Below are 23,887 nucleotides of genomic sequence, written 5' to 3'. Positions count from 1 at the left end.
GCCTTGTCTACGCGTTTGGCTCGTAGCTCGTAGCTAAATTACCCTACACATTCTCCACATACCATGGCATGGTCAGATTAATCCCTTCCGCAATCCGAAATTTAGGATCATAACCGAGCATTGATTTTGCTTTACTAATATCTGCTTGCGAATGGCGTACATCACCGGCGCGAAAATCCCGATATACCGGCTCGGACGGATAATCAATTCCTTGTTGTTTTAAGGCTTGCTTAATCGCATCAAATAACTCATTTAGACTAGTACGATCTCCCACTGCAACATTGAATACTTGACTGCTTTCAAGTGAAGTCATGGACGCTAAAATATTCATTTGCACGACATTGTCGATATAACAAAAGTCGCGGCTGGTTTCGCCATCGCCATTAATTGCAACCTGCTCATTTTTAGTCATTGCCGCGGTCCATTTAGGGATTACCGCAGCATAGGCACCATCAGGATCCTGACGACGACCAAAAACATTAAAGTAACGTAAACCTGTCGCATAAAAACCATAGGAGCGGGCAAACACATCAGCATATAATTCGTTGACGTATTTGGTCACCGCATAGGGTGACAATGGATTACCAATATTTTGTTCCACTTTTGGCAAAGCTGGATGATCACCATAGGTCGAACTGGACGCCGCATAGACAAAAGACCCTACCTGATGTTCTTTTGCCGCAATTAACATATTCAAAAAGCCGCTGATATTCACATCATTAGTGGTGGCAGGATCATTTAATGAACGAGGTACAGAGCCTAACGCCGCCTGATGAAGCACATGTTGCACACCATCAATGGCTTTATTACAAGTCTCGGCATCACGTATATCCCCTTCAATCATCCGAAAATTTTGCCATTGTTTTGCACTAACCAAACGTTGCACTTCATCCAGATTTTTTTGATGGCCAGTGGCAAAGTTATCCAGCCCGACAACTTGCTGATCAAGTTTCAGCAAGGCTTCAAGTAAATTGGAACCAATAAACCCGGCGACACCGGTGACGAGCCATTTATGTGGTTGCTGCGTCAATTTCTGTGTTATATGTGCAAATTGATTCATGTTAGTTCCTTAACGTGAGCTTTAGCTTATAAATTATCCAGATAGGAATCGATATCGTCGTTTAGATCTTGTTCTTCCTGTGTGGTTTTTACTTTGCCATCGAGTATTTTAAATTGCTGATCCTGAAAATAGACATTCTTCATTAATGCATAGGGGTCAACCGCATCATTTAATAACTGTTCCTGATCAACCAGAGAAGCCCGTTTTTCTAGCGCTTTGATCAAATTGGACGTAAACGAAATATAAATTGTGGTATCTAGCGGGAAATAAGCCCCTTCCACCAATTTACCTGAACTATCTCTCACATCGCTAGGACCGAGTGCCGGTAACATCAAAAAGGGGCCGGAACCGAATCCCCACACGCCCAGTGTTTCAGCAAAGCTTTCGTCATGACGGGCAATGCCCGCATCGGTTGCCACATCCAGAGTGCCTAACAAACCAAACGTCGAGTTGAGTAAAAAACGCCCCAAACTAATCAACGAATCAGCCACTTTACCTTGTAACAGGTTATTGATCACATTGCCCGGTTCTTCCAAATTTAAGGCAAAGTTATATAGCCCTTTACGTGCAAATGAAGGCATGTTGCGGGCGTAAGATAAACTCACCGGCCGCAGAATATTTTTATCTAAAATATCCCAGTTAAAGGTCCACATATCACGGTTAAAAGATTCAAACGGGTCGCGCTGATCAACGTACTGAGTCGTTTGATTACTCTCAACTTGCTGCTCAACAGCCTGCTTATTGGCACAACCACCAAGTCCGATTACGAGCGTCAGAACCAATAGCGGGGATAATTTCTTCACTGAGTCACTTCCTGATTAATCATAATATTGGCTGAAACATTCTGTCCCGCCTGCACGGGTAAAACGATTTCGCCTTGCAGATCACCTAATGCCTTTTGCACATTATCATCTAGCGAAATACGGGCAACCAAACGTGCCTGTTTAAGATCAGATAATTTATAGGTAGCTAACATGGCGTTATTATCGGTTAATTCAACCGTCACAGGCCATTGATTTAAAGGTTGCTTAATTACCGCAGCGGGCATTTTCATGTTTGTTTCGGCATTTTGTGCGAATACCACCACAAATCCCTGTTTAGGTATCTTACTGCGCAAGGTTTCGGCAACATTCACCGTTAATGTGAAAGCGGTCTGCGTATCGTCAGCTGTATGGCTACTTTCTGGCGAATCGGGCTGCAGCTCGCTAATGCGCTGAGCGATAGATTGATACATTGGATCACTTGGTGGCACCTGTTGCAGTAATTTTTGCCAATTTTTGATCGCCAGTTCATTTTCGCCCAATTGGCTAGCAACAATCGCTAACAGGCCTATGGCATCAGCATCCGACTCATCTTGGGCTAACACTTGTTGCAAATATCCCTTTGCTCGTTGTAATTGTGCCGGTTGATTGGTCATAACCAATGACTGGCTCAAACTAATTTTAGCTCCTATATGCTCAGGATTAAGCTCCAAAGAGCGTTCAAAGGCAGCAATAGCGGGCTCAACATATCCAATTGCATTATACACTCGCCCCAGCAGCAACCACGCGACGGCGTCATCGGGTTTATCCTGTAGGGTTGTGCGCAACCCCAGGGCAAGGTCGGTTAGTTCCTGTTCCGTTACGCTTTGGTCAGCTTGCATCACGGCTCGTTTAGCCAAAGACGGAAATTGCTTAATAGCCTCTTGCCAATGTTCCATTTTAGCTAATTGATTGGAATGCCAGTAAACCGTCGCCACGATGCATAGCATCACTATCGCGACAATCCCCTGTAACCATCCTGAACGGTGAAAGTGTGTTGTAGCTTCAGTTTGCTGGTATTCGTCGACTAATGCGCTTTTTAGTTCTTTTTCTGCCTCTATCTGATCGGCATCAGATAACAAACCTTGCTGATTTTCACGTTGTAATTCGCTCAGCCGTTGGCGAGTCAGCTCTATATTCATTTGCTGTTGATCTGTCGCAATCTCTTGCTGACGTTTTTTCGCCCGCCAGTACGGAACCACAATCAATAACAAGGCAAGCAACAACAAACTGGCAGCGGCCAAGAAAAATACCATCATTGTTCTTTCTCCAGCAGCTTATCCGCTTGGGCAATACTATCTTGATTAATATCGGTGGTTTTACGGCGACGTAATAAAAAGCCAAACCCGACTACGACCAATAACGCCGGAAGAACCCATAAAACTAATGTCGCCGGTGTCACTGGCGGTTGGTAATACACAAATTCGCCATAACGCTCTTTCATATAATCCACAATTTGTTGCTTACTCTGGCCTTGCTGCACGAGCTGATACACTTTACGTTTTAAGTCCAGTGCCACTAACGCATTGGAGTCGGCAATATTCTGATTTTGACATTTCGGACAACGTAACTGATGAGATAATTCTGCAAACAACGCCTGTTGCTGGGGATTATCAAACTGGTAAATTTCTTCTACCGCGGTAACGGCAAACGTGCATAACAGTATGCCCAGATAGATCAGATACTTCATTGCTTACTCAACTGCTGATAAAGAGGATAAATTTTTTCCTGCCACACTCGGGCATTCACGTCGCCAATATGGTGTAAACGGATTTTGCCCGTTTGATCAATTAAATATGTTTCCGGTGCCCCTGTTACCCCCAGATCCAGTGAATAAGAGCGGTCAAAATCAAAAATATTAAATTGATACGGATTACCTAGCTTGTCTAGTTGCTGCTGGACTTCGCGCTGTATTTGCGGCAAAGGTTTAGCCCCAAAATCAGGATCAATTTCCTGCTCATAATACAAGCCAACAATTCGCACACCTTGTTCACGTAATTGAGTTAAGTAAGGTAATTCAACGGCACAGGTCACGCACCATACCCCCCAAACGTTTAACAGGGTGACTTGACCTTCAAAAATATGCTGATCGTAATGGCGTGACGCATCCATCACATCCGGCAGATTAAAAGACGGCGCTTGTCGGTCTACCTGACTTTCATTTACATAACGGGGATTGGAAAACAAACCACTGAATAAAAACACGCTAATCAGTAAAAATGCCCCCAAGGGCAAAATAAAATACCAGTATTTATTTATTTTCATCACGCGGGTGCCTCAGCCTGTTTAAGCGCTTTTTCCGCTGAACGACCACGTAAGAACACAGTTGCCATGCGATAACGTTTATCCGATATAGAAAGCAAGCCACCAATGGCCATGATAAAAGCGCCAATCCAAATCCAGCTGACCAGCGGCTTCACATACAAACGTAATCCCCAATCGCCATTATTCAGTTGCTCACCCAAAGCGACATATAAATCCCGTGAAAAACTGGTGTCGATTGCCGCTTCGGTCATCATCGAGCGTTGCACCGGATAAAAACGTTTCTCAGCCTGCATAGTGGCAACAACATGCTCACCTTCATGCACGTCCACCAAGCCAACATAACCATTGTAATTAGGGCCTTTTAACTGTTTCACACCGTTAAATACAAAATGGTAACCCGCTAATTCGGCACTTTCGCCCACCGCCATTCGCACATCTTTTTCAACACTGTACTGACTGGTAATGGCAATCCCGATTAACGAAATAGCAAAGCCTACATGCCCGGTGACCATGCCCCAATGGCTGCGAGTCAATGAAGATAAACTGCTGATAGACAGGCCGCTTTTACCAACTCGTTGCAACACTTCCTGTACACTGGTAATCACAATCCAGAAGGATAAAAGTGTCCCCAATGTTGCCATATAGGACAGCTCTGAATAACTTTGATTAACTAAAATAGCCGCACTAAGGCTCAGCCCCAATGCCAGCAATAAACGATTTTTAAGAGCCGCGGGTGATTGATTTTTCCAGCGAGAAATAGGGCCAACACCTAATAAAAATACAAAAGGCACAATCAAATAGGTAAACATTTGATCGAAGAATGGCGCCCCGATAGAAATAGAGCCTAAGCCTAATTCTTTATGTACTAACGGCAATAAGGTACCTAATAACACCACTAACGCTGCTGCGGTTAGCAATACATTGTTGCCCATCATCATTACTTCACGAGAACAGGTGCGATATTGTCCGGCACTTTTAAATCCGGGGGCACGGATAGCGTAAAGTAATAACGACCCGCCAATTGTCAGCACTAAAATACCCAGAATAAACAAGCCACGGGTTGGATCACTGGCAAAGGAGTGGACGGAGACCAAAACCCCTGAACGAACCAGAAAGGTTCCCAACAGGCTTAATGAAAAGGCTGCAATGGCCAGCAATATTGTCCAAGACTGAAATATTTTGCGTTTTTCGGTCACCGCTAATGAATGCAATAACGCGGTACCAATCAGCCAAGGCATAAAAGAGGCGTTTTCCACCGGATCCCAAAACCACCAGCCGCCCCAACCAAGTTCGTAGTACGCCCACCAGCTGCCTAAAGCAATCCCGATAGTCAAAAAGATCCATGCCGCCAGCGTCCATGGACGAGACCAACGAGCCCAAGTGGAATCCAACTTACCGGATATAAGTGCAGCAATGGCAAAAGCAAAGGTGACAGAAAATCCTACATACCCCATGTACAGCATGGGAGGATGAATAATCATCCCGATATCTTGCAGTAACGGATTCAGATCACGGCCATCAACTGGAAAAAACGGCAACATGCGTTCAAAAGGATTTGAGGCAATTAATATAAATAAATAAAAACTCACTGCCACCAACCCAAGAATCGATAATACTCGGGCTACCATCGCAATAGGCATTGCTCGACTAAACAATGCGACAGCGGCTGTCCAGATAGAGAAAATCAGTACCCATAATAGAAAAGAGCCCTCGTGACCACCCCACACTGCAGTAATACGATAGTAAATAGGCAACAGGCTATTGGAATTTTGAGCGACATAATTGAGGGTGAAATCATTGGAAATAAACCCCCATGTTAAACAGGCATAGGCGATCAAGGTAAATAAAAATACCCCGATTGCCAAGGGTTTCGCTAATGCCATCATTTGTGGATGATTTTTCTGCGCGCCCCACATGGGGTAAACCGCCAGTAACATCGCCATTAATAAGGCTAGTACTAAGCTAAAATGACCTACTTCACCTATCATCTGTCATGCCTCATTACTGATTAGGGTTAACGTGTTTGATCCCTTTAACCGCTTCAGCCACTTCCGGTGGCATATACTCTTCATCGTGCTTGGCCAGGACTTCTTCGGCTTTAATGACATTGGCACTTTGCAATACACCTGTAGCGACTATGCCTTGTCCTTCACGGAATAAATCGGGTAGCAAACCATGATAAAGCACCGTTACTTCTGGTCCGGTATCGGTTAAACGAAAGCTCACATCGAGGGTTTCTTCATGCCGTTGCACTGAACCAACAACAACCATGCCACCAATACGCAATCGCTGCCCCACATGAGGCACCTGACCATCTTTACCATCAAGAATTTCCGAGGGGGTGTAAAATAAATCAATATTCTGATTCAACGCATACAGCATTAAACTGATTGCTCCACCAATAATGGCTACGATAGCGATAACGGCAAACAGACGTTTTTGTCTTCTGGGATTCATATACTGCTCTTCCTGATCACGGACTCGGATTGGTTTTTATCTTGTTCGGCTTGCAAAATCCGTTCTTTACGGAGTTGAGCCTGCATAATGCTTCGAATAATTTCACGCCGGTTATAACGGCTAATAACAATACACAGCAATACCGCTAACGCACTGATCCCAAAGGATAACCAGACAAAGAAACCATAACCATTCATGCCAATAAACTGGCCCCAACTATCAAACTGCATCGATTATTTTCCCTTTATCCTTTGCTGTACCCACTGCTGCACCCAAGGACGATGCTTTTCACGGCGTAATATTTCATTCTGTAATGCCATTAAACTCATCGTGGCAATTAACAATGCCAACCCCACAAGACAAATTAGCAATGGCCACAACATTTGTGGATCCACCGAAGGTTTCTCAAACTTGCTAATGGATGCACCTTGATGGAGTGTATTCCACCATTCCACCGAATAATGAATGATAGGTAAATTAATTACTCCAACCAACGCCAAAATACCTGCGGCCTTGGCCCCCTGCTGTTTATCATCAAAAGAGTTGTATAAAGCCATCACCCCAAAGTACATAAACAATAAAATTAATTCTGACGTTAAGCGGGCATCCCATACCCACCAGGTTCCCCACATGGGCTTTCCCCACGCAGCACCGGTCAACAATGCGATAAAAGTCATCACCGCGCCCACAGGGGCAATCGCAGCCACCGCCATATCTGCAGTGCGGATTTGCCATACCAAACCGATAAGCGCCGCAATAGCCATCACGGCATAAGTACTCATGGATAAAATGGCTGAAGGGACGTGAATATACATAATACGTGCGGCATCCCCTTGCTGATAATCCGCTGGCGCGTAGGCAAGTCCCCAGATACAGCCAACCATCAATAATACCGCGGCGGGATAGGCAAACCAAGGCAACAAGGTATTACATAACTGGAACGTACGCTCGGTTTTAGCGTACGGATGTAACCATTTCCACATTAGTTTTGACTCACTTTTAATGCATAGGCTGTCGCCAGTGGCGCCAAACCTATTGCTAATAACAACAAAGACGCCAACAAGGCTAGTTGACCATTATAAGGTAATTGCAAAGCAGCGGCATCCACCGCCGCCGTAGCAAAAATGAGTAAAGGCACAAACAAGGGTAATAACAATAAACTTAATAAGACATTACCTTTTCTGACTCCGACGGTCAGTGCTACGCCAATCCCTCCAACAAAACTTAACAGTGGTGTACCTATCAATAAAGTTTGCAATAGTGCCCAATACATATCGACGGTTAAATTCAAAAATAAGGCCAATAAAGGTGAAATACACAACAATGGCAATATACTCACTAACCAGTGCCCACACACTTTAACCAGCACGACCAAGCTCATCGGACAGCCGCAGATCATTAATTGTTCTAACGTCCCATCGGAAAAATCATCTCTGAACAAGCGTTCCAGCCCTAATAAGGCTGATAACAATGCCGCTACCCATATCACCCCGGCTCCTATTTTTTGCAGTACTAAAGGCCCAGGTCCGACGCCAAGCGGAAATAAGGTGATCACCAACACAAAAAACATCAATGGTTGCAATAACTCGGAGCGCTGCCGAAATGCCAATAACATATCTCGCTTAAATACTGCGTACAACTGACCGGCTACCATTGATACTCCATCAATTGAGTTTCGACGTGTTGTTGCTGTTTTAAGACTTGATGCGAGGTGAGGATCACCGCTCCGTTCTGGCTAACATGGGACTGCATTTTTTGCTCAATCAACTCTATTGCCTCAATATCTAACGCGGTGAAAGGTTCATCCAATACCCACAGCAGAGCTGATTTTAACCATAATTTTGCTAATGCCACACGACGCTGTTGACCAGCGGATAAATGTGCAACAGGAATATCTTCCAAGCCAACCAAGCCTAAAGTTTGTAAGATGGAATACAAATCAGGTAATGGATTTATGCCTTGTAACTTGGTCCAGAATTGCAAGTTTTCCAGGGCACTAAGGTTCTGATTTAAACCAGTTTTATGCCCAATATAAAGTATTTTTGACTGAATATCCGGATGCGCTGGAAGTGGCATTTGTTCAAATAACACCTGTCCGTTTTGAGCCTGACTTAAACCGACCAAAATACGTAACAAACTGGTTTTTCCGGCACCGTTTGGACCCTGCAAATGCAGAATTTGGCCTGGCTGAACCGTTAGATTGAGCTGACTAAATAACACCCGATCGCTTTTAACACAGGTTAGTTGTTCCGCTACCAACAATGCCAAGTCAAACCTCTGAATTGAATCCCAAAAAACGGCCGGAATAATAGCATAATGCAAGACGAAATCGCATTTTTCTGTATGCTAAGCTGAACAAATAAAAAACATTAAGTACATCACCACTTGGGCCGATAGATTAACATGCCAGATGCTCCTTCATTTTCATTACAACAACTCAGTAATGCGTTGCAACAACTCTTTCAGTCCCCTAGACAGTCGGCGGTCAATCAGCAAGCAATAGATGTGTTGGTTAAACATCTGAGCGGGGAACAACTATTATTAATCAGTGCTAATGGTCAGCAACAAGTCAGCAACGCTCAATTAAGCGGCGAATTGCAAAACGGCCAACAATATCAATTACAACTTGGTAAAAATAACCAGTTACTGCTCTTTTTCGCTACCGAAAAAGCCGCCCCCATACAGTTGGCCATTAAAGACACCTTGTTTCAGCAATTATTGCAAATTCCGCCATTACAATTAAAAAGCGCGGCAACCTCAGCTATCCAGCTTAATGCACTGATTACCAATATCAGTGCTCAGAGCATTGAATTAAGTCTTTTATCTGCAGATAACAAACAGCCAATTCAACAAGCGGTGTTGCAAAAGCTATTGCCCCTGCTAACCGCACAAGCGAAGTCTCCATTAACCACCAATATGGAGTTGGGCAACACTCAGCAACAACGTCACACGACGCCCCCTGCCTTTAACAACGCTAGCGCTAAACAAGATTTACAGATTGCATTACCGGTGGCTAACCCGCAAAAGCTTCAACTTGGCCAGCAAGTCACCTTGGAACTCAGGCCACAAGGCAAGGAATGGCAACTAGTCATCATTAACCAGCAAAACAAAGCCCAACGACCAATTGCGTTAATGCCTGAAAGTGCCCAACAATTATTAGGCGCCATCAGTGCCAGTAAAGGGTTGATGTTACCGAGTAATATAGTGGCCAAATTAGCCCCTTTACTGCCAAGCAATGTGCAAACGACATTAAACCAGTGGTTGGCAGCCGACGACAAGCCGCAACTCAGTGTCAAAATCAATTCGGCGAATCAACCCATATTGCAGATACAACCTAAAGATAAACCCCTGGCCAGTATCGAATTGACTAAGCAACAGGCCAAACAGATTGTTGAATTATTACCAGTCAAATCGGCGCAAAGTGTTAATGGAAGCTTGACTCCAACATTGACCGATTCGGCCACCTCACCAAGGCAAACAACGATCCCTCAAACCCTACAGACATTATTGCGCCAACTGCAGCCACAACAAGATTCGCCCACAAAATTAATGAATCAGTTAGAGCGTATCGTCAATGATCCACTCATTGCTAAATCCCCCGAACTCAAGCCCTTAATCGAGAAATTGTTCCAGCAAATTGAGCAAACCCAACCCCAGGGGAAAGAGCCCGAACATCAGCAACTAAAAGCACTGTTAACTAGCAGCGCCTTACCCATCACTCCTATTCAATTAGTTAGTCCTCCGCCTACACAAGGATTTGTTGCCGGAATAGTGGCGATGTTGCAATTATCATTGGCCGCCAGATTAGCGCGAAACCAACCCGCACAAAGCGATAAATTAGCCGATGCCATCAGCACCTTATTAGGCGATAAAACAGCCGGCACGACCAATAGTAATGTGACTGGCCGCAATTTGCGCGATATGTCACAACTTGAACAACAGCAACAACTAAGCAAAACGCTGTCACGTTTACTCGCCAATCACCAAGGCAATAAAATTGCCAGTGCCGAACAGCAACTGCAAGGTCAAGACAACCTGTTTTATAACTTTTCTACCGGGCAAGGGGCCGAACGCAAGGATGTTGAATTACTGATCCGCCGTGAACCTGAATCGTCGGATAAGAAAAAATCCGCCAAGAAAAGCGGTCAACGTTGGCATCTAACCATGAAGTTAGATATTGGTAGCTTAGGGGAGGTATTGACCAAAGCCGTATTACAAAAAAATCAATTGGAACTGGATTTTTATACCTCCAATCAAGATACCCTGCATCAATTGATGAATTTTTTACCACTGTTAAAAAAACGCTTTAAAGCCTTGCAAATTGAGGTATCAAGAAGTCAGTGCCAGCTTGGTAAAATTCCCGCTACTTTACAGCAACGCCCCTATCAATTATTCGAGACCAAAGTATGAAATCGGAAGATAATAAAACTAGAAAAGCGATCGGATTAAAATATCAGCCTGGAGATGCGCCCGAAGTCATTGCCAAAGGGTTTGGCGATTTAGCCGACGAAATAATTCAACTGGCCAAACAAAGTGGTGTATTGATACACGAAGATCAGCACCTGTCCGATTTTTTGGGACGTTTGGATTTAGGTCAGCAAATCCCCGAAGAGCTATATCATGTCATAGCTGAATTGATTGCGTTTTCTTATGTACTACAAGGAAAATTCCCGGAAGGCTGGCAACATGCTCCTGGTCAATTTAAAGCCACAACTTAATTGGCTACACCAACTGCATCCATACCTTTTTCGTGCCACATCCTGCGCCCCCTATTTTGAAGCGGCCAAAGGTAACTTTGCTATTCCGATTTCGCCCTAAGCATTATTCGGCTATTTTATGCCAGCACATTAAAGTATCAGGTGAGTGATGTTTATTTATGCCCGGAGAATTCCAAAGGGGAAGCGGCTTTTTCCCCTTTGGTTGCTGTCGCCAACGCGACGCCCAATTATCATTTTTTGATGTTGCTTAAATGGATTGCAGAATCTATTCAGCGCATTAGCTTTTTATGTTCTCGTAACTCGTAGCTCGTAGCTCGTAGCTCGTAGCTCGTAGCTCGTAGCTCGTAGCTCAAAAAGCTTACTTCTTGTGTAATTGAACCAACAGTTCAGCTTCGGCTTTAGGTAACTCGCACTCGTGCATAATCTCTTCGGCACTGGCTCCCTGCTGAGCCATTCGAGCCGCCTGGCCATAGAGTTTGCTTTCAGGATCCTGATCCTTGAGTTCATCTTGTCTGGCTTGTGTGACTTGTAACTGTTTTACCAAATCCTGAACTTTCTGCCCTACCCCTAATGAGCCCGTACGTAATTCATGAATTGATTCGCGCAAGAACTGCTGTTCAGTGGTTAATTCCAGTATAGTTTTACGTTGTTCCTGCCATTTTTGTTGGAGTTGATTGATTCGACGCTGCGAATGCAAGTGTACCCACAGCAGTAATATTATTATCACGGCCAACAACATGAGCCCATAATACCAATCTGTCATAGTATTTATCCGCGAGTCAGGGACTAAAAGGCATAAAAAAAGCCTGATAAACTGGACAGGCTTTAATCATTAATTACATCATTATATATTACTGATTTCGTTCCATTCTTCATCAGATAGTAATTTATTCAAATCGACCAAGATTAGTAGCTCACCATCTCGATTGCTGACTCCTTGAATAAACTTAGCGCTTTCTTCCGTTCCCACATTTGGCGCACTGGCAATTTCAGAAGAGCGTAAGTAAACCACTTCCGCCACACTGTCGACCAAAATACCTACCACCTGCTGTTCTGATTCAATGATGACAATACGTGAGTTATCCGTCACATCTGTAGAGGGCAATCCAAAGCGTGAGCGAGTATCAATAACGGTAACAACATTACCGCGCAGGTTAATAATGCCTAATACATAATCAGGTGCACCAGGAACCGGCGCTATCTCAGTATGACGTAACACTTCCTGAACTTGCATCACATTGATGCCATAGGTTTCTTCGCCTAAGCGATAGGTTACCCACTGCAAGACTTCATCGTTTACATCACCGCTTGTACTGTTAAAGTTTTTATTTTCACTCATAAGACTTGCTCCCTTGCAAGCTGCGTCTGTCACTATCATTCATTATATTAGCTTGATTAAGATATAACATACTGAATAATTAATGTTTATTATCTTTACTGCCAGAAATGCTGCCATGCTCAAGCAGGGCAATCATTTGTTGCACGTCAATCAATGCACACATTTTATCTTTAACCAACCCTGCCAACCAAGGTCGTTTACCGTCAACTTCACGCCACTTCACATCTTCCTGTTGCAGCGTAACCGTATTAATTAGCGATTCACAAGCCAATCCCCAATGACTTTCCCCTAACATTATAAGATATTGATATTTTAGCGATTCTGCCAGTTTATTATCCATTCTCTCTGGCATTACCCATTTAGCGGTATCAATAACACTTAACTGTTCTTCGCGGTGCAACATCATTCCCAAAAACCAATCGGGTTTGCCAAACAGTGGTTTAGGCTTTTCCAAATTATGAATGCCGCCTAACTCTGTTAAAGGCACGGCCAACGTTAACCCCGCCAGCTTAAAAAACAACGCTTGAAATGCCCCTTGTCGATAAGCTTTAACCGATGTCGCCTGACCATCGGGTGAGGTTTCCATATTTTCGACCAAGGTATCAGTCTTGTCGGCCGAATCTTCAATTACTTTAGCGACAGGGCGATTTTGAGCTAATTCAACCTGTTGATTTAGTTTGTCTTTTTCTTGTTCGGAGGCTACCTGTTCAAGTAAGTGCTGAACCGTCTTTTGTTCAACCAGCACATCTGCCGGAGCCGGTTCTTCGGTTAATAATGATGAGAGGTATTCTTCCATTACCTCTTCTTTCGCAAATGAACCTTTTGTCATTAACTGTCCAGATAATTTAATAAATTGTTATAACAGTATACGCCTCGTGACTTGGGACAGTGCACTGACGGCGGCATCTGAGCCTGGCTGGCTTCACGGAGGCGTGTATCCACCGGAATAACCGCAGACCAGACACTGTCACCATAACTGGCACGCAGCGATTGATATGCCTCTAGTGCCGCATTAGTCCGTTTATCATACATAGTCGGTACAATTGTATAGTCAAATTCACGAGCCAGTGTTTTGGCCATAATTTCGAGAGTATGCATCATTCGTTCTAACCCTTTAAGGGCCAAAAATTCAGTCTGTACCGGCACTAAAATACGGTCACACGCGGCCAAAGCATTCACCATTGACACCCCCAACGTGGGTGGACAATCAATAATGACATAATCAAAATCATCGACCAATGTTTGAATCGCTTTGCGTAGAATCAATCCCATGCCACTTTTACTACCAAGCTTCCGATCCAAAGTAGATAAATTCATGGTTGCAGGTAACAAAAATAAAGAGTCTAGTTTAGTGGGACAAAGACAATCCAACACGTTTTCTCGACTAGGGCTACTGCCCGCCATAAATACATCGTAGACACTGCTGGTCAATTGCTCCGAATCAATCCCGAAATAATAGCTCATAGATGCTTGTGGGTCGGTATCAATCAAAAGCACTCTTTTGTCTTGCTGCGCTAATAAACCGCCCAACGTCACGGTGGTGGTAGTTTTACCTACCCCTCCTTTCTGATTGGCAACCGTCCAGACTTTCAATATCAAGCTCGCTTCAATATGGTTTTATTGAGCTGCGTCAGGATCGCATTTCAGCGATAATATGCTGGGCAAACTCATCAATGGAATAAACTGCATCACTCAACCCCGCCGCTGCTACAGCTTGAGGCATTCCATAAACAACACAGCTATTTTCATCTTGAGACCAAATTCTGGCCCCGCGACTTTTCAACGCTTTACAACCTTCTCGTCCATCAGCACCCATGCCTGTTAAAATAACGCCTAATACATCACCGCCATAAACTCTAGCCACCGATGTGAACGTTAAATCCACACTGGGCTTATAAGGCATGCGTTGATCTTCTGCGGTATCGACAATTTTAATCCGAGCCGAATTCCCATGACCATCTAGGATCATTTGTCGCCCACCAGGAGCCAAATAAGCCGTTCCTGCTTGTAAACTTTCACCGCCCTTGGCCTCGATAACATTAATCTGACATAAGCGATTCAAACGCTCTGCAAAGGCACTAGTGAATGTGCCCGGCATATGTTGGACCAATAAAATAGGATAAGGAAAGCTGGCTGGAAATGTTGCCAATAATTTTTGTAATGCCGCCGGACCACCGGTTGATGTACCTACTGCCAATATTTTATAGACTTTATTCGAGCTACTTTTACGAACACTAGTGCTTAATGTGCTGACCGAGGGTTTTATTGTCTGACTAGCGGTAGTGTGTGCTCCCGTCTGAACGGATGTTGAGCGGCTAATGAAACTGCTGACTCGACTTTTGCGCCGTGCTAACGCTTTAACTCTTTGCTGCAATAAATCAATCGCTTCTTGACGATCTCGTGCAATATCTTCAAAACGCTTAGGCAAAAAATCCAGCGCCCCTGCATCCATTGCGTCTAATGTGGCTTGAGCCCCTTCATGAGTCAAAGAGGAGAACATCAAAATAGGCACAGGATGAGAAGCCATAATCTGCTTTACCGCAGTAATTCCATCCATCACCGGCATTTCAATATCCATGGTGACAACGTCTGGCTTTAATGCGATAACCTGCTCAATAGCTTCTTGACCGTTTTTGGCATCCCCGACCACTTCGAGGTCCGGATCTCTGGCCAGAATATCTTTAACTCTGCGCCTGAAAAACGTCGAATCATCGACCACCAGAACCTTATATGGCATGGCTGAAAAATACTCCTAAGCGTTTAACGCTTTTTTGACATATCGTTTAAGGAGACCAGGAATGTCCAATATTAATGCAATTCCACCATCACTAGTAATAGTCGCACCAGCCATACCGGGAGTGCCTTGTAACATAGCATCCAGTGGTTTAATGACTACCTCTTCCTGACCAATTAAAGAATCCACCACAAAACCCACTTGCTGTGTACCTAATTGCACCACAACAACATGTCCTTTGGTTTTATCTACTACATGCTTCTTGTTGCGGTTTAACCATTCGGCTAAGAAAAACAGCGGTATCGCTTTGGAACGGACAATCATGGTTAATTGACCATCTACAGTATTGGTTTTACCTGTATCAACATTGATAATTTCATTAACGGTTGCCAAAGGTAACGCGAAAGCTTGATCACAGACCATCACCATCAAGGTGGGCAGAATAGCTAAGGTCAGCGGTACTTTGATCGACAAGGTCGTGCCCACACCGAGTTCTGACTTAATCTGTACGGAGCCATTCAGTTGATTAATTTTAGTTTTAACCACATCCATACCGACACCGCGACCAGAAATGTCGGATATTTCGACCTTAGTAGAAAATCCCGGAGCAAAAATCAAATTAAAGGCTTCTTCATCGGTCATGCGTGCTGCGGCTTCTTCATCCAGCACCCCTTTACCAATGGCAATTTCCTTTAATTTATCAGGGTCCATTCCCTTACCATCATCCTCTATCATTAGCAGGATATGATCACCTTCTTGAGATGCCGATAATTTTACCGTACCCATTCTAGGTTTGCCGGCAGCCTGTCTGTCATCGGGCATTTCAATACCGTGATCGACCGAGTTTCGAACCAAATGCACTAACGGATCGGCCAAGGCTTCAACCAGATTTTTATCTAAATCCGTTTCTTCACCAATTAGTTGTAAAGTAATTTCTTTTTTTAAGCTTCGGGCTAAATCACGCACAACCCGCGGGAAACGACCAAATACCTTTTTGATTGGCTGCATGCGAGTTTTCATCACCGCGCCCTGCAAATCTCCCGTTACCACATCGAGATTAGCTATCGCTTTGGTCATCGCTTCATCGTTCACATTGATGCCAAGACTCAACAACCGATTACGCACTAATACTAATTCGCCTACCATATTCATAATCTGATCAAGGCGTTTAGTATCGACCCGTACAGTGGTTTCAGCTGCAGCTGCGGGGGCAGCTTTTTTATCATCCTTTTTGGCTGCAGAAGAAACCGCTGCGGGTGATGGAGATGCTTTAGCCGCTGCAGGGGGTTCAGCTTTAGCAGCAGGTGGTTCAACGGGTTTAGGAGGTGGTTCTACCTGACTTGTTTTGTCGGCACTGGGAGGAGCCACCGCACCGGGACCTTTACCACTGCCGTGTAATTCATCGAGTAATGATTCAAACTCATCATCACTGATCTCGTCGGTATCTGAACTACCACTCGCTGTTGATTGGGAAGAACTTGGCACCGGCGCAGAAGGTGCAGCGGGACTATCCACGGCAAACTGCCCTTTACCATGTAATTCATCGAGCAAAGACTCGAATTCATCATCGGTAATATCCCCATCACTTCCAGCACTGGGTGTGGTTTCAGGAGCGGAACTAGCAGGAGGCTTGCTGGTACCGTGCAATTCGTCTAATAATTTTTCAAATTCATCTTCGGTAATTTCGTCAATATCACCTGAAGAACTTTCACTTTCGCTTACACTCTCTTCTTCCACCACCGGAGGAGATTCCACAACGGGAGGAGCGGTGACCGCAGGCGTAAACTGATCTTCGGACTCAGGTTTACTCAGTCGATGTAATGCTTCAATAAGTTCAGGCGCGGCAGGGTCAAGTTCTTGACGCGCTTGCACTTTAGCAAACATGTCATTAATGCTATCCAAGGCCTGCAGAATAACATCCATTAATTCGGCATTGACCTTGCGCTTACCGGTACGCATGATGTCGAAGACATTTTCAGCGCCATGACAAGCTTCCACTAAAGGCGTTAACGACAAAAATCCAGCGCCACCTTTAACGGTATGGAATCCACGGAAAATAGCGTTGAGCAAATCGGCATTATCAGGATCATTTTCCAACTCAACAAGCTGCTCTTGCAACTGTTCCAGAATTTCTCCCGCCTCAACCAAAAAATCCTCGAGGATTTCCTCGTCAACTTCAAATCCCATGAATCATTCCTCTTAAAAGCCTAAGCTAGATAGTAGGTCATCCACATCATCTTGTCCTGAAACAACATCGTCTCGACTCTCAGCATCGATGATGGGCCCTTCCGCTTTCATCTTATCGGAATCTTTTGCTAACTCTTTATCCTTTTTCGCTGAAGTATCAATAGCTTCTGGCATACTGAACATGGTTAGCATATGTACCAAACTATCTTCGACTTCTTTAACCAGCTCCATTACACGGCGGATCACTTGCCCGGTAATATCCTGATACCCCTGTGCCATAAGGACTTCAGTCAACAAATTACTTAGTTTATCTGATTCCGCCAACGACTGTTCCAAGAAACCGTCCAAGTCATAACACAGCGTTTTAAACTCATTTAATTCTAGCTGACGGGTCATCAATTTTTTCCACTCGGGCATAATATTTTTAATACCAGAGTTGATTTGTTCGGCAATTGGCATACAGGTATCCACTGCATCCATGGTGCGATTGGCTGCCTGTTCAGTCGTTTCGATGACGTAGTTTAAGCGCGATTGCGCATCTGGAATATCTTCATTGGCCAGATCGGCAATACGTGATTCAAGTTGAAAATTATTAAGTGAATCATGTAGCTGTCGGGTCAATTTACCGACTTCAGAAAATAACTCTACTGAACCATTAATACTGACAGTTTCAAGTAATTGATTTGCTCCGTCCTGATCTCCGGCTTCTAACAAGCTGACCAGTTTTCTCGCATCGTCTAACGAGATTGACGTTTTTTGTAAATTAGCCATTCAGCTTCTCCTAAATTGGCAGGATAAGCCACCGGTTAACCCAGACGTTCAAATATTTTATCGAGTTTCTCTTTTAGCGTCGCTGCAGTGAAAGGTTTCACAACATAACCGTTAACACCGGCTTGCGCAGCGGCAACGATTTGTTCTTTCTTCGCTTCTGCGGTTACCATCAGTACCGGTAAATGCTTAAGATTGTCATCGGAACGGATCGCTCTTAGCAAATCAATTCCCTGCATTCCGGGCATATTCCAGTCCGTCACCACAAAATCAAAGTCTCCTTGTTGCAGCATCGGCAAGGCGGTACTTCCATCATCCGCTTCCTGCACACTGGTAAACCCAAGATCCTTTAACAAATTTTTGATGATACGTCTCATTGTTGAAAAGTCATCAACAACCAGAATTTTCATATTTTTATTCAAAACCGCCTCCGTTGAGGTATCAACTTGCCATTATTATTTATAAATTATTAAGCTGTTCGCCATGATTTCATTCGGTTTTTCAACCGCAGCATTGCCTGACTATGAATTTGACTCACTCGTGATTCACTGACCTCCAGTACTTCACCGATTTCGCGCAGATTCAACTCTTCATCATAGTAAAGAGATAATACTATCGCCTCTCTTTCTGGCAAAGTGGTAATAGCATGTGCCAGTGACTTCTGAAACGATCCTTGCAAAACATCATCAAAAGGTTCATCAATACTGTTATTTCTATCGTTAGAAATAACATCTTCAGTAACACCTAAATCTTCTATACCAATGATTCGTCCCGCATTTACTTCGTTAAGCATTTGATGATATTCATCAATACTCACTTGTAAATACTCCGCTACTTCTAAATCTCTGGCGTCTCGCCCTGTGTCTTTTTCAACTTGGGCAATCGCTTCTGAAATAGCACGGTTATTTTTATGTACTGAGCGGGGAGTCCAGTCACCTTTGCGAATATCATCCAGCATTGAACCACGAATTCGAATACCTGCATAGGTTTCAAAACTCGCGCCTTTGCTACCATCAAAGTTTTTGGCCGCTTCCAATAAACCAATCATGCCAGCCTGAATCAGATCATCCACTAATACACTCGCGGGTAACCGAACCATCAAATGATGTGCAATACGTTTTACCAGTGAAGCATGCTGCTCTACCAGTTTGGTTTTATCATCATGTTGTTGATAGGCTGTTGCTTTACTATTCACGCCTCGCCCTGCATTGATTGAACGTTTTGTTGACGTACCAGTTGTTCAAGGAAAAACTCCAAATGACCACCTGGCTGTCGTGGAATAGGCCAATTTAAGGCTTGTTTAGCTAAATTATTAATGGCGATCGCTGCCGGTGAAGAAGGATAAGCATCAACTATCGCCTTTTGCTTACGCACCGCTTTACGAATATTTTCATCGTGAGGGACTGTCGCGACAAGTTCCAGTGCCACATCTAAAAAACGGCCGGTGACTTTGGAAAGTTTGGCAAATAATTCCTGCCCTTCACGTAAATTACGCACCATGTTAGCCACAATTTTAAAGCGGAATACGCCATGATCGCGATTTAAAATTTTAATTAACGCGTAAGCATCGGTCAGTGACGTTGGTTCATCGCAAACCACCACCATGACATCTTGTGCCGCTCTGGAAAAGCTCAACACCATATCAGAGATGCCCGCCGCAGTATCGACAATTAACACATCAATATCTTGTTGAATTTCGCTAAATGCGCGAATAAGACCGGCATGTTCTATATGGGTTAATTCGGTCATCGACTGACTACCCGACGTCGCTGGCGCGATTTTAAGTCCATGCGGACCTTCCACTAACACCTCTTCGAGCAAACATTCACCGGATAAGACATGAGAAAGGTTTTTTTCAACTCGTAGCCCCAGCATGACATCCACATTAGCCAAACCAAGGTCGGCATCCAGTACCATGACTCGTTTGCCCATTTTGGCCATCGCAATAGCAGTATTCAAGGTGATGTTGGTTTTACCTACACCTCCTTTACCGCCTGTTACGGCAATTACTTTAATCAAACTGGATTGCTGCATACTTCTTAAGCTACTCGCTTGATCCTCTATCATACGGCTACTGACGCTTGTTCAACATGACGAGAGGTCATAGGGGTTAATCCATATTTTTTATACATACGTGCCGCAGTTGAAATCATATATTTTACCTCTGCGTTACGAATATCTTCCGGTACTTTCTGCCCATCCGTCAAGTAGCTGATCGGCAGATTATTCTCTATCGCTACACTGACCATTTCACCCAGACTGTAACACTCATCTAATTTTGTGAAAATACATCCTTGCAAAGAAATATCATCATACAACTTAATTGTTTGTTGCATAACCTGCCTTTGCGCGTTGGCCTGCAATACTAAATAGCTTTTAATAGTAGCACAGGAAGTTTGCTTAAAGGTATCTAACTGTTTGATTAACCTGATATCTCTTTGCCCAAATCCGGCTGTATCCAATAATATTAACTGTCTATTGCGAAATTGGTATAAAACTTCGTCAAGTTGTTCTGCATTAATGGCTTTTTTTACCGGGCAACCAATGATTTTTCCATAGGTCGCAAGCTGCTCATAAGCCGCAATTCGGTAACCATCAGTGGTAATCAACGCCACTTTATCACTGCCGTGTTGTTGTGCATAACGAGCTGCCAGCTTAGCAATAGTAGTCGTTTTACCGGTACCCGTGGGGCCCATTAATGCCACTACACCAGCTTGAGTCAAGATATCATTCTGATTGGTTTTGAGGCGATTAGCCAATAATTTCAGTAAAAATACCCACGCTTCCCGTTCACTGCAGTCCGCAGGGGTAAAAGAGACCACCTGGCGTGCCAGCTCAGGAGAAATTCCCATTCCTTCTAAACTGTCCGTCAAATAGGATTGCATAGGGTGCGCATTACGCTGTTGCTGCTTTAACAAACCATTGACCTGAAATTGCAGTACATTGCGCAACGAAGCTAGCTCTGCCTTGATCTCGCCCATATCATGATGACTAGCAATTGAACTGGTTTGTGAGGTGTTACTTTCATCTTTCGATGACGAAACTGGTGATGACTCTTGTGCTGATTTAGCCTGTTTTTCTAACAACGCTTTTAAACTATCAGGACCAGAATCACCAATGATTTCACTTAAACTGGGGGAAGATTTAGGTTTATTGTCCTGTTGGGGAGACGCAGAACGTGCAGCAGTCGTACCAATAACCGATTTTTTAACTGGCTCTTTATCGTAAGCTGCGACTATTTCGACCCCATCAGCCAGTTTTTTGTTTGACATAATAACGGCATCGCTACCTAGCTCTTCTTTTACCTGGTTTAATGCGTCACGCATATCTTTACCAAAAAAACGTCTGATTTTCACTTTCGATCCCCTATTGACCTATAGCACTGACAATTTTAATTTGTTTGTCATCCGGAATTTCCTGATACGACAGAACATGTAGTCCTGAAATAGCATTCTTGGTAAATCTTGACAGTACTGGCCTTAACATTCCTGAGGTCAGCAATACCGAAGGCTCCCCTGCTAATTCCTGCTGTTGAACCGCTTCACTTAATGACTGCTGTAATTTCTCTGCCAAGCCGGGCTCAATACCTGCACCATCTTCGCCACCCGCCTGAAGAGACTTATGCAACATCTGTTCCAGCTCTGGTGCCAAGGTGATGACTGGTACTTCAGCTGCGCCATTAGTGATTTCCTGAACAATTAAGCGTTTCAAGGCAATACGCACCGCTGACACCAATACATCCGGATCCTGTGTTTTAGGTCCATATTCGGACAAGGTTTGGACAATAGTGCGTAAATCACGAATGGAAATACCTTCATAAAGCAGTGTTTGTAATACTTTAACCACGGTACTAAGAGGCAATACTTCTGGCACCAGCCCTTCGACCAGCTTAGGATTGTTTTTAGCCAGCAAGTCCAGTAACTGCTGTACTTCTTCATGGCCTAATAGCTGGTAGGCGTTAGTGGTTAATAGCTGGCTTAAATGCGTCGCCACCACTGTCGCCGCATCTACCACGGTATAACCTAATGTTTGCGCATGTTCACGTTGGCTAGGTTTAATCCAGACCGCGTCCAACCCAAAGGCAGGATCCGTAGTTGCTGTACCATCTAATTTACCGAACACTTGTCCTGGATTAATCGCCAGTTCACTGTCATGGCTGATATCGGCTTCACCAATAGAGACACCTAACATGGCAATCGTATATGTATTGGGGCTTAAATCCAGATTGTCGCGGATATGCACAGGAGGTACCAAAAAACCGAGTTCTTGGGATAATTTTTTTCTGACGCCTTTAATACGCGTCAATAATTCGCCACCCTGGCTTTTATCTACCAAAGGAATTAGTCGATATCCCACTTCCAAACCAATAGTATCGACATGTTGCACATCATCCCAACCAAGCTCACGGATTTCAGTGGGCGCATTGTTTCTTTCAACCAATTCACCGGATTTTTTGGTGGCATCGGACTCATCTTTCGTCAGTTTCCAGCGGTAATATGCTGTTCCCCCGACGATAGCGGAAAAACCTAAAAAGGCTAAGTGCGGCATTCCCGGAACGATCCCCATCACAAACAATATTATTGCAGTGACCACCATGGCCTGCTGATTACCCAACTGACGTTTTAATTCGGTGCCCATTTCCTGACTGTCATTTTCACGAGTAACAATAATCGCGGTTGCGACAGAAAGTAACAATGAAGGAATTTGCGCGACTAACCCATCACCGATAGTTAGTAGGGTATAAATTTCGATTGCATCGCTGAAGCTCAAATCATGTTGGATTATGCCAATGAATAAACCACCCACAATATTAATCATCATGATGAACAAACCTGCGACCGCATCTCCTTTAACAAACTTGGATGCACCATCCATCGAGCCGTAAAAGTCAGCCTCTGCGGTAATTTCTTCGCGGCGTTCACGCGCTTGATCCTGATCGATAAAACCAGCATTCAAATCAGCATCGATGGCCATTTGCTTACCCGGCATGGCGTCCAAGGTAAAACGAGCACTCACTTCAGAAATACGTCCGGCACCGGCAGTAACCACTTTAAAATTGATAATCAGTAATATTGCAAATACCACTATCCCCACCGCAAAATTACCGCCAATCACCACTTCACCAAAAGCTTGAATCACTTTACCAGCTGCATCACCACCTTCATGACCTTCCAGTAAAACAATTCGAGTGGAGGCCACATTCAATGCCAGCCGCAATACTGTTGCGATTAATAGAACCAGGGGAAAAGAACCAAAATCCACCGGTTTATTGGTAAATACTGAAACCAGAATCACTACTAGGGATAAGGCAATATTAAAACTGAACAATGCATCGAGTAGAAAAGCCGGCATAGGCAAAATAACCATGCCCATAATTGCCAATAAGATGATCGGAGCGCCCAATCCGGAAGTAATCTGTTTAACCTGAGTTTTATCAATACGATTGAAATATGAAGCTAATTCCATAGGGAGAACAACGAAAAATTGACATTGCTATCGGAATTGCAACAACCAGGCCAATAATACCAAACCTTAATCGTTACCTTATTTGAACGCCAT

The 23,887-nt window shown here is 44.0% G+C and carries 25 protein-coding genes; 2 read left to right on the top strand and 23 right to left on the bottom strand.

Features of this window, described 5'->3' with window-relative positions:
* Window positions 1–43 precede the first annotated feature (43 nt).
* The 11 genes from ACTD55_RS14085 to ccmA are packed head-to-tail and all read right to left on the bottom strand — an operon-like array spanning window position 44 to window position 8,850.
* The gene (locus ACTD55_RS14085) at window positions 44–1,060 is read right to left on the bottom strand and encodes an SDR family oxidoreductase (protein WP_438864971.1); all 1,017 of its coding nucleotides are present in this window, start codon (window positions 1,058–1,060) and stop codon (window positions 44–46) included.
* Window positions 1,061–1,086: 26 nt separating this feature from the next.
* Entirely contained in the window at window positions 1,087–1,863 is a 777-nt protein-coding gene (locus ACTD55_RS14080; protein WP_438864970.1) for an MlaA family lipoprotein, read from the bottom strand.
* Window positions 1,860–3,119 (bottom strand): c-type cytochrome biogenesis protein CcmI, encoded by a 1,260-nt coding sequence (gene ccmI, locus ACTD55_RS14075; protein WP_438864969.1) that lies wholly within the window; start codon window positions 3,117–3,119, stop codon window positions 1,860–1,862. Before ccmI ends, ACTD55_RS14080 begins: the two co-directional genes overlap by 4 nt.
* Window positions 3,116–3,550 carry a cytochrome c-type biogenesis protein gene (locus ACTD55_RS14070; RefSeq protein WP_438864968.1) on the bottom strand — a complete coding sequence of 145 codons (435 nt, stop codon included), beginning with the start codon at window positions 3,548–3,550 and terminating at the stop codon, window positions 3,116–3,118. Before ACTD55_RS14070 ends, ccmI begins: the two co-directional genes overlap by 4 nt.
* On the bottom strand, window positions 3,547–4,119 hold the full coding sequence (locus ACTD55_RS14065; protein WP_438865005.1) for a redoxin family protein: 573 nt from the start codon (window positions 4,117–4,119) through the stop codon (window positions 3,547–3,549). The genes ACTD55_RS14070 and ACTD55_RS14065 overlap by 4 nt, the downstream gene beginning before the upstream one ends.
* Before the next feature lie 5 nt (window positions 4,120–4,124).
* Window positions 4,125–6,113: a heme lyase CcmF/NrfE family subunit gene (locus ACTD55_RS14060; protein ID WP_438864967.1), complete on the bottom strand. Its 1,989-nt coding sequence runs from the start codon at window positions 6,111–6,113 to the stop codon at window positions 4,125–4,127.
* Between the two features lie 13 nt (window positions 6,114–6,126).
* On the bottom strand, window positions 6,127–6,582 hold the full coding sequence (gene ccmE / locus ACTD55_RS14055) for a cytochrome c maturation protein CcmE (RefSeq protein ID WP_438864966.1): 456 nt from the start codon (window positions 6,580–6,582) through the stop codon (window positions 6,127–6,129).
* Window positions 6,579–6,812: a heme exporter protein CcmD gene (gene ccmD / locus ACTD55_RS14050; RefSeq protein ID WP_438864965.1), complete on the bottom strand. Its 234-nt coding sequence runs from the start codon at window positions 6,810–6,812 to the stop codon at window positions 6,579–6,581. The genes ccmE and ccmD overlap by 4 nt, the downstream gene beginning before the upstream one ends.
* A 3-nt stretch (window positions 6,813–6,815) precedes the next feature.
* Window positions 6,816–7,565: a heme ABC transporter permease gene (locus tag ACTD55_RS14045; RefSeq protein WP_438864964.1), complete on the bottom strand. Its 750-nt coding sequence runs from the start codon at window positions 7,563–7,565 to the stop codon at window positions 6,816–6,818.
* A complete protein-coding gene (gene ccmB / locus ACTD55_RS14040) occupies window positions 7,565–8,236 on the bottom strand; it encodes a heme exporter protein CcmB (protein ID WP_438864963.1) in 672 nt (223 codons plus the stop codon). The genes ACTD55_RS14045 and ccmB overlap by 1 nt, the downstream gene beginning before the upstream one ends.
* Entirely contained in the window at window positions 8,230–8,850 is a 621-nt protein-coding gene (gene ccmA, locus ACTD55_RS14035; protein ID WP_438864962.1) for a cytochrome c biogenesis heme-transporting ATPase CcmA, read from the bottom strand. Before ccmA ends, ccmB begins: the two co-directional genes overlap by 7 nt.
* Window positions 8,851–8,985: 135 nt before the next feature.
* Here ccmA and fliK point away from each other — a divergent pair, with 135 nt between their 5' ends.
* Together fliK and ACTD55_RS14025 are read left to right on the top strand one after the other, a co-directional pair.
* Entirely contained in the window at window positions 8,986–10,992 is a 2,007-nt protein-coding gene (gene fliK / locus ACTD55_RS14030; protein ID WP_438864961.1) for a flagellar hook-length control protein FliK, read from the top strand.
* Window positions 10,989–11,300 carry an EscU/YscU/HrcU family type III secretion system export apparatus switch protein gene (locus tag ACTD55_RS14025; RefSeq protein ID WP_438864960.1) on the top strand — a complete coding sequence of 104 codons (312 nt, stop codon included), beginning with the start codon at window positions 10,989–10,991 and terminating at the stop codon, window positions 11,298–11,300. Before fliK ends, ACTD55_RS14025 begins: the two co-directional genes overlap by 4 nt.
* 358 nt (window positions 11,301–11,658) lie before the next feature.
* Here the strand turns inward: ACTD55_RS14025 and ACTD55_RS14020 are convergent, their stop codons facing one another.
* The 12 genes from ACTD55_RS14020 to flhA form a co-directional block, all read right to left on the bottom strand.
* Window positions 11,659–12,063 (bottom strand): DUF2802 domain-containing protein, encoded by a 405-nt coding sequence (locus ACTD55_RS14020; protein WP_438864959.1) that lies wholly within the window; start codon window positions 12,061–12,063, stop codon window positions 11,659–11,661.
* Window positions 12,064–12,144: 81 nt separating this feature from the next.
* A complete protein-coding gene (locus ACTD55_RS14015; protein ID WP_438864958.1) occupies window positions 12,145–12,639 on the bottom strand; it encodes a chemotaxis protein CheW in 495 nt (164 codons plus the stop codon).
* Between the two features lie 79 nt (window positions 12,640–12,718).
* Entirely contained in the window at window positions 12,719–13,468 is a 750-nt protein-coding gene (locus ACTD55_RS14010; RefSeq protein WP_438864957.1) for a chemotaxis protein CheW, read from the bottom strand.
* Window positions 13,468–14,232, bottom strand: a complete 765-nt coding sequence (locus tag ACTD55_RS14005) for a ParA family protein (protein WP_438865004.1) — start codon at window positions 14,230–14,232, stop codon at window positions 13,468–13,470. Before ACTD55_RS14005 ends, ACTD55_RS14010 begins: the two co-directional genes overlap by 1 nt.
* A gap of 37 nt (window positions 14,233–14,269) precedes the next feature.
* The gene (locus tag ACTD55_RS14000) at window positions 14,270–15,376 is read right to left on the bottom strand and encodes a protein-glutamate methylesterase/protein-glutamine glutaminase (RefSeq protein WP_438864956.1); all 1,107 of its coding nucleotides are present in this window, start codon (window positions 15,374–15,376) and stop codon (window positions 14,270–14,272) included.
* 15 nt (window positions 15,377–15,391) lie between these two features.
* Window positions 15,392–17,560, bottom strand: coding sequence for a chemotaxis protein CheA (locus ACTD55_RS13995; protein WP_438864955.1), 2,169 nt, complete (start codon window positions 17,558–17,560; stop codon window positions 15,392–15,394).
* Window positions 17,561–17,572: 12 nt separating this feature from the next.
* The gene (locus ACTD55_RS13990) at window positions 17,573–18,331 is read right to left on the bottom strand and encodes a protein phosphatase CheZ (protein ID WP_438864954.1); all 759 of its coding nucleotides are present in this window, start codon (window positions 18,329–18,331) and stop codon (window positions 17,573–17,575) included.
* 35 nt (window positions 18,332–18,366) lie between these two features.
* Window positions 18,367–18,750, bottom strand: coding sequence for a chemotaxis response regulator CheY (gene cheY, locus ACTD55_RS13985; protein WP_416305759.1), 384 nt, complete (start codon window positions 18,748–18,750; stop codon window positions 18,367–18,369).
* 47 nt (window positions 18,751–18,797) lie between these two features.
* Window positions 18,798–19,523 carry an RNA polymerase sigma factor FliA gene (locus tag ACTD55_RS13980; RefSeq protein WP_438864953.1) on the bottom strand — a complete coding sequence of 242 codons (726 nt, stop codon included), beginning with the start codon at window positions 19,521–19,523 and terminating at the stop codon, window positions 18,798–18,800.
* Window positions 19,520–20,395 carry a MinD/ParA family protein gene (locus ACTD55_RS13975; protein WP_438864952.1) on the bottom strand — a complete coding sequence of 292 codons (876 nt, stop codon included), beginning with the start codon at window positions 20,393–20,395 and terminating at the stop codon, window positions 19,520–19,522. Before ACTD55_RS13975 ends, ACTD55_RS13980 begins: the two co-directional genes overlap by 4 nt.
* Window positions 20,392–21,684, bottom strand: coding sequence for a flagellar biosynthesis protein FlhF (gene flhF / locus ACTD55_RS13970; RefSeq protein WP_438864951.1), 1,293 nt, complete (start codon window positions 21,682–21,684; stop codon window positions 20,392–20,394). Before flhF ends, ACTD55_RS13975 begins: the two co-directional genes overlap by 4 nt.
* Window positions 21,685–21,694: 10 nt before the next feature.
* Window positions 21,695–23,794 (bottom strand): flagellar biosynthesis protein FlhA, encoded by a 2,100-nt coding sequence (flhA, locus tag ACTD55_RS13965; RefSeq protein ID WP_438864950.1) that lies wholly within the window; start codon window positions 23,792–23,794, stop codon window positions 21,695–21,697.
* Window positions 23,795–23,887 lie beyond the last annotated feature (93 nt).

This window comes from Neptunicella sp. (assembly GCF_048268085.1).
Lineage (GTDB): Bacteria > Pseudomonadota > Gammaproteobacteria > Enterobacterales > Alteromonadaceae > Neptunicella.
The sequence above is the reverse complement of the archived record's forward strand: the minus strand, read 5'-3'. Positions and strand labels throughout refer to the sequence as shown.

Coding starts and splice junctions, on each gene's coding strand:
- ACTD55_RS14020 (WP_438864959.1), bottom strand. CDS start 12,063: ATGACAGATTGGTATTATGGGCTCATGTTGTTGGCCGTGATAATAATA.
- flhA (WP_438864950.1), bottom strand. CDS start 23,794: ATGGAATTAGCTTCATATTTCAATCGTATTGATAAAACTCAGGTTAAA.
- ACTD55_RS14025 (WP_438864960.1), top strand. CDS start 10,989: ATGAAATCGGAAGATAATAAAACTAGAAAAGCGATCGGATTAAAATAT.
- ACTD55_RS14070 (WP_438864968.1), bottom strand. CDS start 3,550: ATGAAGTATCTGATCTATCTGGGCATACTGTTATGCACGTTTGCCGTT.
- ccmD (WP_438864965.1), bottom strand. CDS start 6,812: ATGCAGTTTGATAGTTGGGGCCAGTTTATTGGCATGAATGGTTATGGT.
- ACTD55_RS13995 (WP_438864955.1), bottom strand. CDS start 17,560: ATGGGATTTGAAGTTGACGAGGAAATCCTCGAGGATTTTTTGGTTGAG.
- ACTD55_RS14085 (WP_438864971.1), bottom strand. CDS start 1,060: ATGAATCAATTTGCACATATAACACAGAAATTGACGCAGCAACCACAT.
- ACTD55_RS13990 (WP_438864954.1), bottom strand. CDS start 18,331: ATGGCTAATTTACAAAAAACGTCAATCTCGTTAGACGATGCGAGAAAA.
- fliK (WP_438864961.1), top strand. CDS start 8,986: ATGCCAGATGCTCCTTCATTTTCATTACAACAACTCAGTAATGCGTTG.
- ACTD55_RS14015 (WP_438864958.1), bottom strand. CDS start 12,639: ATGAGTGAAAATAAAAACTTTAACAGTACAAGCGGTGATGTAAACGAT.
- ccmE (WP_438864966.1), bottom strand. CDS start 6,582: ATGAATCCCAGAAGACAAAAACGTCTGTTTGCCGTTATCGCTATCGTA.
- ccmI (WP_438864969.1), bottom strand. CDS start 3,119: ATGATGGTATTTTTCTTGGCCGCTGCCAGTTTGTTGTTGCTTGCCTTG.
- ACTD55_RS13975 (WP_438864952.1), bottom strand. CDS start 20,395: ATGATAGAGGATCAAGCGAGTAGCTTAAGAAGTATGCAGCAATCCAGT.
- ACTD55_RS14000 (WP_438864956.1), bottom strand. CDS start 15,376: ATGCCATATAAGGTTCTGGTGGTCGATGATTCGACGTTTTTCAGGCGC.
- ACTD55_RS14045 (WP_438864964.1), bottom strand. CDS start 7,565: ATGTGGAAATGGTTACATCCGTACGCTAAAACCGAGCGTACGTTCCAG.
- ACTD55_RS14010 (WP_438864957.1), bottom strand. CDS start 13,468: ATGACAAAAGGTTCATTTGCGAAAGAAGAGGTAATGGAAGAATACCTC.
- ACTD55_RS14060 (WP_438864967.1), bottom strand. CDS start 6,113: ATGATAGGTGAAGTAGGTCATTTTAGCTTAGTACTAGCCTTATTAATG.
- ccmB (WP_438864963.1), bottom strand. CDS start 8,236: ATGGTAGCCGGTCAGTTGTACGCAGTATTTAAGCGAGATATGTTATTG.